General features: G+C 70.7%; 13 protein-coding genes. 7 read left to right on the top strand and 6 right to left on the bottom strand.

Translation table 11 applies throughout. The features are described 5' to 3' along the window. Window positions 1–10 precede the first annotated feature (10 nt). On the top strand, window positions 11–1,501 hold the full coding sequence (gene mptB, locus AB0M01_RS21920) for a polyprenol phosphomannose-dependent alpha 1,6 mannosyltransferase MptB (RefSeq protein ID WP_363672215.1): 1,491 nt from the start codon (window positions 11–13) through the stop codon (window positions 1,499–1,501). On the opposite strand, the gene menD is transcribed toward mptB, so the two are convergent. The 3 genes from menD to menE are packed head-to-tail and all read right to left on the bottom strand — an operon-like array spanning window position 1,395 to window position 5,052. After that, window positions 1,395–3,032: a 2-succinyl-5-enolpyruvyl-6-hydroxy-3-cyclohexene-1-carboxylic-acid synthase gene (gene menD, locus AB0M01_RS21915; RefSeq protein ID WP_363672213.1), complete on the bottom strand. Its 1,638-nt coding sequence runs from the start codon at window positions 3,030–3,032 to the stop codon at window positions 1,395–1,397. The two genes, mptB and menD, sit on opposite strands and share 107 nt — an antisense overlap. Then, the gene (locus AB0M01_RS21910) at window positions 3,029–3,970 is read right to left on the bottom strand and encodes an o-succinylbenzoate synthase (protein WP_363672211.1); all 942 of its coding nucleotides are present in this window, start codon (window positions 3,968–3,970) and stop codon (window positions 3,029–3,031) included. Before AB0M01_RS21910 ends, menD begins: the two co-directional genes overlap by 4 nt. Further along, the gene (gene menE / locus AB0M01_RS21905) at window positions 3,967–5,052 is read right to left on the bottom strand and encodes an o-succinylbenzoate--CoA ligase (protein WP_363672209.1); all 1,086 of its coding nucleotides are present in this window, start codon (window positions 5,050–5,052) and stop codon (window positions 3,967–3,969) included. The genes AB0M01_RS21910 and menE overlap by 4 nt, the downstream gene beginning before the upstream one ends. A 61-nt stretch (window positions 5,053–5,113) precedes the next feature. Here menE and AB0M01_RS21900 point away from each other — a divergent pair, with 61 nt between their 5' ends. Next, on the top strand, window positions 5,114–5,986 hold the full coding sequence (locus AB0M01_RS21900) for a 1,4-dihydroxy-2-naphthoate polyprenyltransferase (RefSeq protein ID WP_363672207.1): 873 nt from the start codon (window positions 5,114–5,116) through the stop codon (window positions 5,984–5,986). Here AB0M01_RS21900 and AB0M01_RS21895 read toward each other — a convergent pair whose 3' ends face one another. After that, window positions 5,987–7,096 carry a PLP-dependent cysteine synthase family protein gene (locus tag AB0M01_RS21895; protein ID WP_363672205.1) on the bottom strand — a complete coding sequence of 370 codons (1,110 nt, stop codon included), beginning with the start codon at window positions 7,094–7,096 and terminating at the stop codon, window positions 5,987–5,989. It lies immediately after the preceding gene. Window positions 7,097–7,179: 83 nt separating this feature from the next. Here AB0M01_RS21895 and AB0M01_RS21890 point away from each other — a divergent pair, with 83 nt between their 5' ends. From AB0M01_RS21890 to AB0M01_RS21870, 5 genes are read left to right on the top strand one after another with little or no spacing between them, the layout of a single operon-like run. Beyond that, a complete protein-coding gene (locus AB0M01_RS21890) occupies window positions 7,180–7,536 on the top strand; it encodes a hypothetical protein (protein WP_363672203.1) in 357 nt (118 codons plus the stop codon). Then, the gene (locus tag AB0M01_RS21885) at window positions 7,533–8,546 is read left to right on the top strand and encodes a M48 family metallopeptidase (RefSeq protein ID WP_363672201.1); all 1,014 of its coding nucleotides are present in this window, start codon (window positions 7,533–7,535) and stop codon (window positions 8,544–8,546) included. Before AB0M01_RS21890 ends, AB0M01_RS21885 begins: the two co-directional genes overlap by 4 nt. A 25-nt stretch (window positions 8,547–8,571) precedes the next feature. After that, window positions 8,572–9,057: a GNAT family N-acetyltransferase gene (locus tag AB0M01_RS21880; RefSeq protein WP_363672199.1), complete on the top strand. Its 486-nt coding sequence runs from the start codon at window positions 8,572–8,574 to the stop codon at window positions 9,055–9,057. A gap of 40 nt (window positions 9,058–9,097) precedes the next feature. After that, the gene (locus AB0M01_RS21875; RefSeq protein WP_363672197.1) at window positions 9,098–10,258 is read left to right on the top strand and encodes an SGNH/GDSL hydrolase family protein; all 1,161 of its coding nucleotides are present in this window, start codon (window positions 9,098–9,100) and stop codon (window positions 10,256–10,258) included. Between the two features lie 28 nt (window positions 10,259–10,286). Continuing rightward, window positions 10,287–10,577 carry a hypothetical protein gene (locus tag AB0M01_RS21870; protein ID WP_363672195.1) on the top strand — a complete coding sequence of 97 codons (291 nt, stop codon included), beginning with the start codon at window positions 10,287–10,289 and terminating at the stop codon, window positions 10,575–10,577. A gap of 63 nt (window positions 10,578–10,640) precedes the next feature. Here the strand turns inward: AB0M01_RS21870 and AB0M01_RS21865 are convergent, their stop codons facing one another. Both AB0M01_RS21865 and AB0M01_RS21860 read right to left on the bottom strand, forming a co-directional pair. Continuing rightward, window positions 10,641–12,215: an MFS transporter gene (locus AB0M01_RS21865; protein ID WP_363672193.1), complete on the bottom strand. Its 1,575-nt coding sequence runs from the start codon at window positions 12,213–12,215 to the stop codon at window positions 10,641–10,643. Window positions 12,216–12,275: 60 nt separating this feature from the next. Then, window positions 12,276–12,887, bottom strand: a complete 612-nt coding sequence (locus tag AB0M01_RS21860) for a TetR/AcrR family transcriptional regulator C-terminal ligand-binding domain-containing protein (protein ID WP_363672191.1) — start codon at window positions 12,885–12,887, stop codon at window positions 12,276–12,278. Window positions 12,888–13,015 lie beyond the last annotated feature (128 nt).

Raw genomic sequence — 13,015 nt, 5'->3', positions numbered from 1 at the left:
CGGTCCGGCCATGCGGGTTCCTTCGCCCTTGGTTCGCGGTGTGGTGGGGAGCTGGGTCGTAGCCGCCTCGGCGCTGGTGACGTCGGTGGTGCCGCAGTCCTCGTGGGTGGCCTCGATGCCGCTGCGGGACTCGCTGGCCGGGCGGATGACCGGACTGACGTTCATGGTGTTCGGGCTGGGTCTGATGGTCTGGGCCTGGCTGGAGGTCGGCCGGGACGTGCTGGCCGGGCTGAAGCACCGGCTGCTCCGGATGACCGTGCTCTGGAGCCTCCCGCTCCTCCTGGCGCCCCCGCTGTTCAGCCGGGACGCCTGGAGCTACGCAGCGCAGGGCGCGCTGGTCGCCAACGGCTTCGACCCCTACACCGTCGGCCCGGCCGCACTGTCCGGCCGCGTCGTCGAGGCTGTCGACCCGATGTGGATGAACACCCCAGCGCCGTACGGCCCGGTCCCACTCGCGTACGGCGGACTGATGGCGCACCTCACCGACAACCCGTACGTGCTGATGCTCGCCCACCGCGGCCTGGCGCTCCTCGGCATCGTCCTGATCGCCTGGGCCGTCCCGAAGATCGCCGTCGCCTGCCGGGTCGACCCGAGCGTCGCCACCTGGCTGGTGGTCGCCAACCCGATCCTCATCACCCACGGCCTCGGCGCTGCGCACAACGACGTGCTCATGCTCGGGCTGGCCTGCTCCGCCTTCGCCGTAGCCCTCACTGGTCGCTGGGGCACGGCAGCAGTCCTTGCCGGCACTGCTGCTGCGGTGAAAGCGCCCGGCGGACTAGTGGTCATCGCTATCGCAGCAGTGATGAGCCCGCTCGCCGGAAGAGCTCTCAAACGCCTGGCCAGCTTGGCGATCGCCGGTGTCGTGTCGGTGCTCACCCTGGTAACAGTCGGCGAGCTCACCGGCGTCGGCTCAGGCTGGATGGGCGCGCTCGACGTACCCGGGCTGGTGATGTCGCCACTGTCCATCGCCAACCTGGTTGGGCTGGGCACGTCCGGCGTACTGGACTGGCTAGGAGCCGAGGACGCAGCTCAGCAGGCGCTGCAGATCATCCGGCTGCTCGGCATCCTCGCGGCGCTCGGTCTGATCGCCGTACTCGGGCTGCGGTCGCACATCCATCAGGCGGCGCGCGCTGTCGGCGTGGCGATGCTTGCCGTCGTACTGCTCGGGCCGACAGCGCACGACTGGTACTTCCTCTGGTGCCTGCCGTTCCTGGCCGTCGCCAGGCCCGGTAGACGCCTCATGACCGCACTGGTCGGCGTCAGCATGATCCTGACGGTCGCCGCACCGCTCAACTCGTCGCTGCGCGGTGCGGTCATCCCCATCCTGGTCACGACGTCGCTGGTGCTAGTGGTCGTCGGCACGCTGCTCGGCCGGCTCCGCACGCTGCAGCCCGCTACTGCGCCCCGACCGCCTCGTTCACCGCAGCCTGCAGCTCCAGGTGCAGCGTTGACGGCCGTGGCAGCCGCACCTCCACCAGGTCCACGCCCGCAACAGTCCTGACCAGCGCGGCGCGCAGCTCGTCGGCGGTCGTCACCAGCGTGTACGGCGTACCGGTGGCTGCTGCCAGCGCGCCGAAGTCCGTCCCGTGCGGCGTACCGAAGACCCGCTCGAAGTCGGTCGAGCCGGCCTGCTCCAGCGTCGAGAAGATGCCGCCGCCGTTGTCATTGACCACCACGATCCGCAGGTCAGGCCGGGCTTCGGCGGGCCCGATCACCAGCCCGCTGAAGTCGTGTATGAAGGCCAGGTCACCGATCAGCGCGTACGTCGCCCCGGCGTTCGCCAGCGCGGCACCGACAGCGGTCGAGACCGTCCCGTCGATCCCCGCCAGACCGCGGTTGGCCACCGTGCGGATCGGTACGACGGGCGCCAGGTCCAGGTCACGCACCGGGTTCGATGAGGCGACCACGAGCATCCCGTCCGCGCCGACGGCCTCGCCGACGATCGCTGCGACGCCAGGGCCGGTCAGCGAGCCGGCGAGCAGCTTGTCGATCGCCGGACGGGCCAGCTGGTCGGCCTGCTGCCAGCGGGCCAGCCAGTCGGTGCTGTCGGCGTCGATGACCTCCACACCGGTCAGCACGGTCGCTGCCCGGCGTACGGCGTCCGGCCAGGAGCCGGTCGGCGCGACCACGACCACCTCGACGTCGGGCCGGCCCAGCAGCCGGGTGATCGGCCGGGACAGCGTCGGGTGCCCGAACACCACCACCCGCTCGATCTCCGCCGCGAGCTTCGTTGCTCCCAGCAACAACCGGTACGCCGGGATCACCGACGGCCCGATCCGGGCCCGGCTCGACGGCTCCGCGAACAGCGGCCAGTTGCCCGCCTCCGCGGCCAGCCGCGCGGCCTGCGAAGCGCCGTCGCCCGCGACCACGACGGTCTTCGGCCCGGCCGACAGCGACGACGGCTGAGCACCAGCAGCGCGCACACTCGTCCACGGGCCGCTGCTGCGCCCGTCGAGCGGCTCCGGCCAGTCCGGCCCGTCCGTCGGCACCAGCGGCTCGGTGAACGAGCAGTTGAGCTGCACCGGCCCCGGGTCGTTGCTACGCACTCCGACAGCAGCAGCAACCGCCCGCGCGATCTGCGACCGCCAGTACGCGACCTGGCCGGTCTCACGCCGCGGCACGCCCATCTCGTGGAACAGCCGCACCGCACCGCCGAACACCTTCAGCTGGTCGGTCGTCTGGTTCGCACCGCTCCCCCGCAGCTCCGGCGGCCGGTCCGCGCTCAGCACGAGCAGCGGCAGCCCGCTGTGCGACGCCTCCAGTACGGCGGGGTGCAGGTTGACCACCGCCGTACCGGACGTGGTGACCACCGGCACCGGCAGACCGGTCCCCCGGATCAGCCCGATCGCCAGGAAGCCCGCCGTACGCTCGTCGACCCGCACGTGCAGCCGCAGCCGGCCCTCGCGGTCAGCAGCGGCCAGCGCCATCGCCAGCGGAGCGCTGCGCGAGCCGGGCGCGAGCACGACCTCCCGGACGCCGCACCTGATCAGCTCGTCGACGACAACCGTCGCGAACGCAGTGGACGGGTTCATCCAGCACTCCTCTTCAAGGCTTCGACTCTGGCCAGCCGTGCTTCCCACACGGCCGCAGTCTCGGGTGACGCAGTAGCTTCGGCCAGCAACGCCGGATCGGGCGTGAGCCGCTTCACCGGCAGGAACCCGTCGACCGGCAGCAGCGGCTCAGCGACGACCTCTCCGGTGAACATCGCGACAGTCGCCAGCCCGCACGCGTACGGCAGCTCCGGCAACGCAGCAGCGAGTGCGACGCCGGCAGCGATCCCCACCGACGTCTCCAGCGCCGACGAGACCACTACCGGCAGCCCGATCTGCTCAGCGATCTCCAGACAGGCCCGCACGCCACCGATCGGCTGCACCTTCAGCACAGCGATGTCAGCGGCCTCCAACTCCCGGACCCGCAGCGGATCCTCCGCCCGCCGGATCGACTCGTCAGCTGCCACCAGTACGTCGGTACGCCGCCGCACCAGCGCCAGGTCCTCGACGGTCCAGCACGGCTGCTCGACGTACTCGAGGTCGAACCGCGACAACTCCTTCAGCGCCGCGAGAGCCTCGTCGACCGACCAGCCGCCGTTGGCGTCGATCCGGACCCGCCCAGCGCTGCCCAGCGCGTCCCGGACGGCTTCGACCCGAGCCAGGTCGTCAGCAAGCGTCTGACCCGGCTCAGCGACCTTCACCTTCGCAGTAGCGCAGCCGGACGCCCGCACGATCTCAGCAGCTCGCTCCGGTCCCAGCGCGGGCACAGTGCAGTTCACCGGGATCTGCTGCCGTAGCGGCGCCGGCCAACCCTTGAAGGCAGCCTCCTGCGCAGCCCGGAGCCAGGAGACGCAGGTGGCGTCGTCGTAGTCCCGAAACGGGCTCCACTCGGCCCAGCCCGCCGGCCCCTCGAAGAGCATCCCCTCGCGCACGGTGATGCCCCGGAACTTGTTCTTGAGCCCCAGCGAGTAGGTGATCACCGCACACCCGCCAGCAACCGCTGCCGGTCCACCTTGCCCGACCCGAGCATCGGCAACGCGTCCAGCCGAACCAGCTCGCGCGGAGCCCACGTCCGCGGGAGGGTCTCGGCCACGTGATCTCTCAACGCGTCCAACGACGCAGTACCGACGACGAACGCCACTACCCGACTCCCCCACTCCTGATCAGCCACACCAAGCACCACCGCGTCAGCAACGTCCGGGTGCTCCAGCAGCCGAGCCTGTACGGCGGGCAGCGTTACGTTGACCCCACCGGAGATCACCACGTCGTCCACGCGGCCGACGACCTCCAGCCGCTCGTCGACGAACCGGCCGCGGTCCTGTGTCCGGAACCAGCCGTCGCGCAGCACCTCCGCGGTCAGCGCGGGCTGCAGCCGGTAGCCGGAGAACAGCGTCGGGCCCTTGATCAGGATCCGCCCCTCGTCCAGCGCAACCTCTGTCCCGTCCAGCGGTAGCCCGGCGTACACGCACCCGCTCCCCGTCTCGGTCATCCCGTACGCGGGGATCGCCGTCACCCCCGCGGCCGCCGCCCGCGCCTTCAGCTCAGCCCCCATCGACGCCCCGCCGATCACAATCGCGTCGAAGCTCCGCAGCGCGTCCGGCGCCGAGTCCAGGTACCGGCTCAGCTGCGTCGGCACCATCGCCGTGTACCGCCGCGCCCCGGTCATCTCCGCCACCGCAGCCAGGTCGTCGGCCACCACCGGCGTCGTACCGGCCAGCAGCGACCGAGTGAGGATCTGCAGCCCGCCGACGAAGTACGGCTTCATCGGGAGCAGCCACTGGCCCGGTCCGCCGAGCCGGTCGTGCGTGGCCGTGGCGGAGGCGACCAGAGCGTCCCGCGACAGCAGGACCCCCTTCGGCTCACCCGACGACCCCGACGTGGTCAGTACGACGGCGCAGCCGTCCTCCAGCGGCTCGTCCGGCGCGGCGGCCCGGCGTACGCGCTCGGCAGCCGCCGGGTCAGGGGGCACCGGGGCGAACGGCCGGCCGGTACCGTCCAGCACCTCGGACAGCGCGGCAAGGACGGCCTCAGGCGTGCCGGGCACCAGACGCAGACTAGACATACTCCGCTGAGCGTAGCCCCGACGCGCGATCGCCGACCCGACGGCTGACAGAATCCGGGCCATGGCCAACCTTTCTCAGTGGATCGAGGGCGCCCGGCCCAGGACGCTGCCTGCCGCCGTCGCCCCCGTGCTCGTCGGCACCGGCGCCGCCGCGTACCTGGACGGCTTCGTCTGGTGGAAGGCCCTGCTGGCCCTCGGCGTCGCCCTGGCGCTGCAGATCGGCGTCAACTACGCCAACGACTACAGCGACGGCATCCGCGGCACCGACGAGAACCGGGTCGGCCCACTGCGACTGGTCGGCTCCAAGGTGGCCACCCCGCGCGCGGTGAAGACCGCCGCGTTCACCTGCTTCGGTGTGGGCGCCGTGCTGGGGATCGTGCTCTGCGCCACCTCCAGCTGGTGGTTGCTGGTCGCAGGAGCGGCTTCGCTGGTCGGGGCGTGGTTCTACACGGGCGGCAAGTCGCCGTACGGGTACCGCGCGCTGGGAGAGGTCAGCGTGTTCCTCTTCTTCGGGCTGGTCGCAGTGCTCGGTACGACGTACGTGCAGGCCGAGACGCTGCACTGGACGGCCGTCGCCGGTGCGGTAGCCATCGGAGCGATCGCGTGCGCGCTACTGGTCGCCAACAACCTGCGCGACATCCCCACCGACTCGGTCACCGGCAAACGCACGCTCGCCGTGGTCATCGGCGCGGCCCGCTCCCGGCAGCTGTACGCCGCACTGATCGCGCTCGCCTTCATCCTCGCCGCACTGTCCGCGCTGGCCACCCCGTGGACGCTGCTGGCCCTGATCGCGCTGCCGCTGGCCATCAAGTCCATCCGGGTAGTGGTCAGCGACGCCGTCGGCCCGGCCCTCATCCCGGTGCTGAAGGGCACCGGGATGACAGAGCTGGTGTACGCCGTCGGACTGACTGCTGGTCTGTTCCTGGGGAGCTGACTACTCGCGCCAGAGACCTGTCTCGGCGAACCCCCGCAGCGTCTGCTCGTACGGGCTGATGTCGATGCTGTTGCTCCGCAACCAGTCGTCGTCGTAGTACGTGTTCGTGTACCGCTCACCGCCGTCGCACAGCAGCGTCACGATGCTCCCGCGCTGCCCCATCCGCCGCATCTCCGCGGCCAGCCGCAGCGAGCCCCACAGGTTCGTCCCGGTCGACCCGCCGACCAGCCGTCCGGTGACCCGCGAGCAGAACCGCATCGCCGCGATCGACGCCGCGTCCGGGACCGCGATCATCCGGTCCACCACCCCGGGCACGAACGAAGGCTCGACCCGCGGCCGCCCGATCCCCTCGATCCGCGACGGCCGCCCGGTGGCGAAGTCGCTGTCCGCGGCCTCGAAGCCCGGGAAGAACGCCGACCCCTCCGGGTCGACGACCGCGACCGACGTCGCGTGCCGCTGGTAGCGCACGTACCGCCCGATCGTCGCCGACGTACCGCCGGTCCCCGCGCCGACCACGACCCAGGTCGGCACCGGGTGCTGCTCGAGCGCGAGCTGCCCGAAGATCGACTCGGCGATGTTGTTGTTGCCGCGCCAGTCGGTCGCGCGCTCGGCGTACGTGAACTGGTCCATGTAGTGGCCGCCGGTCTCCTCGGCCAGCCGCTTGGCCTCGCCGTAGATCTGCCCGGACCGCTCGACGAAGTGGCAGCGCCCGCCGTAGAACTCGATCAGCTGGATCTTCTCCCGGCTGGTCGAGGCCGGCATCACCGCGACGAACGGCAGCCCGAGCAGCCGCGCGAAGTACGCCTCGCTGACCGCAGTCGACCCGCTGGACGCCTCGATGACGGTCGTCCCCTCCTGGATCCACCCGTTGCAGAGCGCGTAGAGGAACAGCGACCGCGCCAGCCGGTGCTTCAGCGAGCCGGTCGGGTGCACCGACTCGTCCTTCAGGTACAGGTCGACCCCGCTCATCGCCGGCATCGGGAACACGTGCAGGTGCGTGTCCGCACTCCGGTTGGCGTCCGCGTCGACCACCCTGACCGCCTCGGACACCCACGCCCGCTGCTTGTCGTCCCGCCGGTCCACTTCCCTGCACGCCAACACGTCACTCATGAGCCACAGGCTAGGGCTACTCGCGGCGAGTTGAGTATTCCTACTCTCTGCAACCACCCCCGGCGGCGGGCAGGCTGAGACGCATGATCCCCCTGGGTTTCGAGTTGCACCTGTCGCCGGTCGAGCAGGCCGTGCTGCTGCTCGTGCTGGGCGCACTGGCCGTTGCTGCCGCGCTGCCGGCCAGCGCCGTACTGGCTGCTGTAGGAGCGGGCAGGGCACGAGCAGCCGGGCGCAGCGGCGTCGGCAACGGCCTCTGGTACTGGCTGTGGGGTACGGCGCTCAGCTGGGCGGCCATGATCGGTTGCCACAACCTGCAACTCGGCTGGTGGGCGGTGCCTCTCGGCTGGCTCCCGGCCCTGGTGGCCGCCTGGCTGCTTCGGTCCGGACCCTCCGGGCGGCTACTTTGGGGGGACGTACGCCGACCCGTGGGGGAACGATGACGAACGACGAACGGCCGACCCGGCAGCGGGTGACGCTCACCGACATCAGCTCGCGGGCCTGGGAGCACCCGGCCGACCGGGGCGCCCTGGTCGCGCTGCGGCAGCTCAAGGGCTTCGACTTCGTGCTCCGGAAGATGTCCGGGCTGATCAACGAGCGGGCCTTCCGGCTGCAGTTCCTCGGCTCGGCGATCAAGGTCGACGAGCGGCAGTTCCCGGCCGTGCACCGGCTCTACACCGAGGCCGGCGCGACGCTCGACGTCCGGCAGCTGCCCGAGCTGTTCGTCACCAACAGCCCGATCTGGAACGCCGTCACGATCGGTATGGACCGCCCGTTCATCGTCGTGAACAGCGCGCTGGTCCAGGGCCTGGACGAGGAGGAGCTGCGGTTCATCCTCGGCCACGAGCTCGGCCACGCGCAGAGCGGGCACGCGCTCTACCAGTCTCTGCTGCTCTGGCTGATGCGGTTGACCGGCGCGATCAACTGGATGCCGATCGGCGCGCTCGGGATCCGGGCCATCATCGCCGCCCTGCACGAGTGGTCGCGCAAGGCCGAGCTGTCCGGCGACCGGGCCGGTCTGCTCGCCGTACAGGACCCGGCGGTCGCGCTGCGGGTCCAGATGAAGCTCGCCTCCGGCGGCCAGCTCGACCAGCTCGACACCACCGCGTTCCTCGCCCAGGGCACCGAGTACGAGAGCTCCGGCGACCTGCGCGACTCGGTCCTCAAGCTGCTGCTGCTCGAGGCGCAGACGCACCCGCTGGCCGTCATCCGCGCGCACGAGCTGCGCCGCTGGGTCGACGAGGGCGAGTACACCACGATCGTCTCCGGCGACTACCCCAAGCGCCAGGACGACGGCAACGCCTCGATGAGCCAGGAGGCGAAGAACGCCGCCAAGTCGTACTCCGACGCCTTCGCCCGCTCCCAGGACCCGCTGGCCAAGTTCCTCCGCGACCTCGGCGACGGCCTCGGCGGCGTCCGCGACTGGGTCAGCTCGAAATTCCCCCCGCGCTGACGACGTCGTAGGCCATGCTTGACCGGTGATCGATCTGCACGTCCTGACACCGGACGACTGGAAGACCTGGCGCGAACTGCGGCTGGCGGCGCTCGCGGACGCGCCGGCCGCGTTCGGTTCCCGGTACGCCGACTGGGTGGACGCCGAGGAGGACCGCTGGCGGGCCCGGCTGGCTGTCCCCGGCTCGTACTGCCTGATCGCCACGCTCGCCGGTGCCCCGGCGGGGATGGCGAGCGGGGTGCCGGCCGAGGACGAGCCGGACGTCCGCGAGCTGATCTCGATGTGGATCGCGCCGGTCGCCCGGGGGCGCGGGCTCGGGGACGCGCTGATGGCGGCGGTCGAGGACTGGGCCCGCTCGGACGGCGCCCAAGCCGTCGAGCTGTCGGTTGTCCAGGGCAACGAGAACGCGCACGCGCTGTACCTGCGGAACGGGTACGTGCTCACCGACAAGACCGGTGACCTGATGCCCGACGGCGTCCACCGCGAGCTGGTGCTGCGCAAGACGCTGTAACTGACTTGCCCAGGGCAACCGGCGGGGGCAGGCTGCAGGTATGCCTCAGTGGATCAGCACGCCCATCACCGCCGAGCTCGTCCGCGGCGCCATCGAGTTGGAGAAGACCGAGTACGGCGTACTGCCGCACCGCCTCGGCGCCCTGGGCCGGGAGCAGAACGTCGACGGTCAGCTCGCGATGGCCGAAGCCCAGCCGTCGGGGGTGCGGGTCGTCTTCCGGACCGCGGCGGCGGCGATCGAGCTCGACGTGCTCCCGACCAAGATGGCCTACGTCGGCGTGCCGGCCCGGCCGGACGGCATCTACGACCTCCTGGTCGACGGCGAGCTCGCCGCCCAGGGGACGGCGGACGGCGGCAACGTGCTGACCATCGACTTCTCCACCGGCAGCCGGGTGACCACGCCCGGACCGGTCGGGTCCGTCCGGTTCAGCGGCCTGCCGGCCGAGACCAAGGACGTCGAGATCTGGTTGCCGTACGCCGAGATCACGCAGCTCGTTGCCCTGCGCACCGATGCGCCCGTCGAGCCCACGCCGGCCACCGGGCGTCGTACCTGGTTGCACCACGGCAGCTCGATCAGCCACGGGTCCAACGCCGACAGCCCGACCGGGATCTGGCCGGCGCTCGCCGCCAGGCAGGCCGGGGTCGAGCTGGTCAGCACCGGCTTCGGCGGCAGCGCGCTGCTCGACCCGTTCACCGCGCGGACCCTGCGCGACACCCCCGCCGACCTGATCAGCGTCAAACTCGGCATCAACCTGGTCAACACCGACCTGATGCGCCTGCGCGCACTGGGCCCGGCCGTGCACGGCTTCCTGGACACCATCCGCGAGGGGCACCCGACGACGCCACTGCTGGTGATCTCCTCGCTGCACTGCGCGATCCACGAGCACACCCCCGGGCCGCTCGCGCCGGACTTCAGCGACGGCACGGTCAAGTTCATGGCCACCGGCGACCCCGAAGAGGTTGCCGCAGGCAAGCTAACCCTGACCGTCATCCGCGAGGAGCTGGCCCGCGTCACCGCCGCCCGCGCCGCCGGCGACCCCAACCTGCACCACCTCGACGGCCTCACCCTGTACGGCGAGGCCGACGAAGCCGCCCTCCCCCTCCCCGACCGCCTCCACCCCGACGCCGCCACCCACCGGCTGATCGCCGACCGCTTCGTCGAGCACGCTTTCCTCAACGGCCCGTTCGCCGAGAAGAGCTGACTGGTGTACGAGCGGGCACCGGGAACCCATGCCAACTCCCGACGGCCACCACGTCGTCATCAACGGCCGTAAGTGGCGAGCCACCGACCCCGCGATCCCTGACGACGTCCGCGACCGGCTCCAGCACGCCCTGATGGCAGCCCGCCGCGCCATCGCCCAGGCCCACCGCGACGACGACCCCGAGGCGGAACGCCGAGCCAGGTCCCGCGTCCAGACCGCGAAGGTCGCCCTCGGTGAGCGCGGTACGCCGTGGTGGGAGCAGACCGCCCAGGAGCGGGAAGACCGCTGGTCGAGCGGTCTGCGTCAGCTCGACGACTGATCGGGAACGACGAAGGGCCGTATCTCCCGCCCCCGGGGACACGGCCCTTCTGTCAGAGGTGCGTCAGCCGATGTGGACGCCGCCCGGCTGACCGTCGTTGGCGAGGTCCTTCGCCTTGACGGACAGGCCCAGGATGGTGATCAAGGCCGCGCCGAGGATGATGAACGCCGAGACCGTGAACGCCTGGGTGAAGCCGTGCGTCGTGGCGACCGCGGTGAACTGGCCCTCGAGCTGCTTCAGCTGAGCCGGGGACTGACCCGACTCCGCCGCCTTCTGCAGACCCGGGGCGAGCTCGGCGAACTTGTCCTTGATCGCGTTCGCCGAGACCGTGCCCAGCAGGGCCAGGCCGACCGCGCCACCGATCTGCTGCACCGTGTTCAGTACGGCGGAGCCGACGCCCGAGTCCTCGTTGGCCACACCGGAGACGGCGGTCAGGGTGAGCGGCACGAAGATCAGGCCCATCCCGAACGACAGCAGCAGGATGAACGGCAGCACGTGGGTCAGGTACGTCGAGTCGACCTCGAGCCGCGAGAAGCCCCACATGCCGAGGCCCGCGAGAGCCGCGCCTGCGCCGGCGATCCAGCGGGGGTCGATCCGCGCGATCAGCGTGGAGGCGACCTGCGCCGCGACCACGATGCCGAGGCTGAACGGCAGGAACGCGAAACCGGTCTTCAGCGCGCTGTAGCCGAGGATGTTCTGGATGTAGATCCCGAGGAAGTAGAACATCGAGAACATCGCCGCGCCGACGATCAGCATCACGAAGAAGCTCACGCCGCGGGTCCGGTTGGCCAGGATCCGGAACGGCATCAGGGCGTGCTTGGAGCGCGCCTCGATGACCAGGAAGACGGCCAGCAGCACCAGGCCGCCGATGATGTACAGCAGCGTCGCGCTGTCACCCCAGCCGGCCGAGCCGGCGTGGGTCAGGCCGTAGACCAGCGAGGTCAGACCGACCGTTCCGGTGACCGCACCCGGGATGTCGAACTTGCCGTGCTGGCGGGCCGACTCCCCGAGGTAGCGGATCGCCAGTACGGCGACGATCAGGCCGATCGGGGTGTTGATGAAGAAGGTCCAGCGCCAGGACGCCTCGGTCAGCGCGCCACCGAGGATCAGCCCGACGGCGGCACCGGCGCCCGACATCGCGGCGTACACGGCCATCGCGCGGTTGCGCTCCTTGCCGGCCGGGAACGTCGTGGTGATCAGGGCCAGCGCGTTCGGCGAGGCGGCCGCGGCCGCGACGCCCTGCAGGATCCGGCTGGCCAGCAGGATCGTCTCGTTCTGCGCGATGCCCCCGACGAACGAGGCGACGCCGAACAGCACCACACCGAACATGAACACCTTGCGGCGCCCGAGGATGTCACCGATCCGGCCACCGAGCAGCAGCAGGCCACCGAAGGCCAGCGCGTACGCGTTGACCACCCAGGGCAGGGATGCGTTGGTGAAGCCGAGGTCGGTCTGGATGTGCGGGAGCGCGATGTTGACGATGGTGCCGTCGAGCACCACCATCAGCTGCGCCATGCTGATCAGCGCGAGCGCGATCCCGAGGTTGCGGTGACCGTGGGCCGCGGGCTCGGTCGCTGCGTTCTCAGCGTCGACCGGTCGCCCTTCGGGCGGATCGGCCTTGACGACGTCTTCGGACATAAGTGGTAGATCCCCTCTTGGTGGTACTGGCTTCTGGGTCGCCGACCGGCCCCACACCGGTCAGCTCGCCTGCGACCCCCGCGCCGCAGGCAGGATCACGTGGTCGATCACGCGCAGGATCAGGTCCTCGGTCGGCTCGACGCCGAGGACGAAGGCATGGTGGATGACGAGCGCCGGCAGGGTCTGGGAGAGCAGCTCGACATCGACGCCGGCCGCGATCTCCCCCCGGGCGACGGCCCGCTCGTAGACCCGGCCGGTGAGGCCGAGCCGTGGCTTCAGGAAACGCTCCTTGAAGGCGAGCTGCAGGTCGTCGTCGCGGTGCAGCGCGGTCAGCAGACCGGCCATCACCGACATCGGCATCTCGTCGGTGAAACCGCCCTCGTTGCAGGACAGCGCGATCAGGTCGCCGCGCAGGCTGCCGGTGTCGACCTCGTCCGGGATCGGGCAGCCCTTGGCCCGACTGATCGCGTCGACGACCAGCTCGGCCTTGCTCGTCCAGCGCCGGTACAGGGTCGCCTTGCTGGCCTTGGCGGCGGTCGCCACAGCGTCCATCGTCAGCCGGTCGTACCCGAGCTCCGCGACCAGCTCGACGGTCGCGTCGAGGATCTCGTCCTCACGCCCACCCTCGACCCGCGGCCGCTGGCGGGGTCCGGCTTCGGTTACCTCGGTCATCTTCACCCTGTGTGATCGCAACGCAACAGATAGAACGAAACGGTTTCGTTTCATCCACCACGTTACGACTCATGTGAAGGAATGCACAAGCGATTTTTCCAGAGTTCGCCACGTGGCCTGGATCACTC

It is taken from the genome of Kribbella sp. NPDC051770 (assembly GCF_040681455.1).
In the GTDB taxonomy this organism is placed as follows: Bacteria; Actinomycetota; Actinomycetes; order Propionibacteriales; family Kribbellaceae; genus Kribbella.
This window is presented reverse-complemented; position numbering and strand designations above follow the sequence as displayed.

Bases quoted from the DNA above. Each gene is read 5' to 3' on its own strand.
- mptB (WP_363672215.1), top strand. From the start codon at position 11: ATGCGGGTTCCTTCGCCCTTGGTTCGCGGTGTGGTGGGGAGCTGGGTC.
- menD (WP_363672213.1), bottom strand. From the start codon at position 3,032: ATGAACCCGTCCACTGCGTTCGCGACGGTTGTCGTCGACGAGCTGATC.
- menE (WP_363672209.1), bottom strand. From the start codon at position 5,052: ATGTCTAGTCTGCGTCTGGTGCCCGGCACGCCTGAGGCCGTCCTTGCC.
- AB0M01_RS21900 (WP_363672207.1), top strand. From the start codon at position 5,114: ATGGCCAACCTTTCTCAGTGGATCGAGGGCGCCCGGCCCAGGACGCTG.
- AB0M01_RS21895 (WP_363672205.1), bottom strand. From the start codon at position 7,096: ATGAGTGACGTGTTGGCGTGCAGGGAAGTGGACCGGCGGGACGACAAG.
- AB0M01_RS21890 (WP_363672203.1), top strand. From the start codon at position 7,180: ATGATCCCCCTGGGTTTCGAGTTGCACCTGTCGCCGGTCGAGCAGGCC.
- AB0M01_RS21885 (WP_363672201.1), top strand. From the start codon at position 7,533: ATGACGAACGACGAACGGCCGACCCGGCAGCGGGTGACGCTCACCGAC.
- AB0M01_RS21875 (WP_363672197.1), top strand. From the start codon at position 9,098: ATGCCTCAGTGGATCAGCACGCCCATCACCGCCGAGCTCGTCCGCGGC.
- AB0M01_RS21870 (WP_363672195.1), top strand. From the start codon at position 10,287: ATGCCAACTCCCGACGGCCACCACGTCGTCATCAACGGCCGTAAGTGG.
- AB0M01_RS21865 (WP_363672193.1), bottom strand. From the start codon at position 12,215: ATGTCCGAAGACGTCGTCAAGGCCGATCCGCCCGAAGGGCGACCGGTC.
- AB0M01_RS21860 (WP_363672191.1), bottom strand. From the start codon at position 12,887: ATGACCGAGGTAACCGAAGCCGGACCCCGCCAGCGGCCGCGGGTCGAG.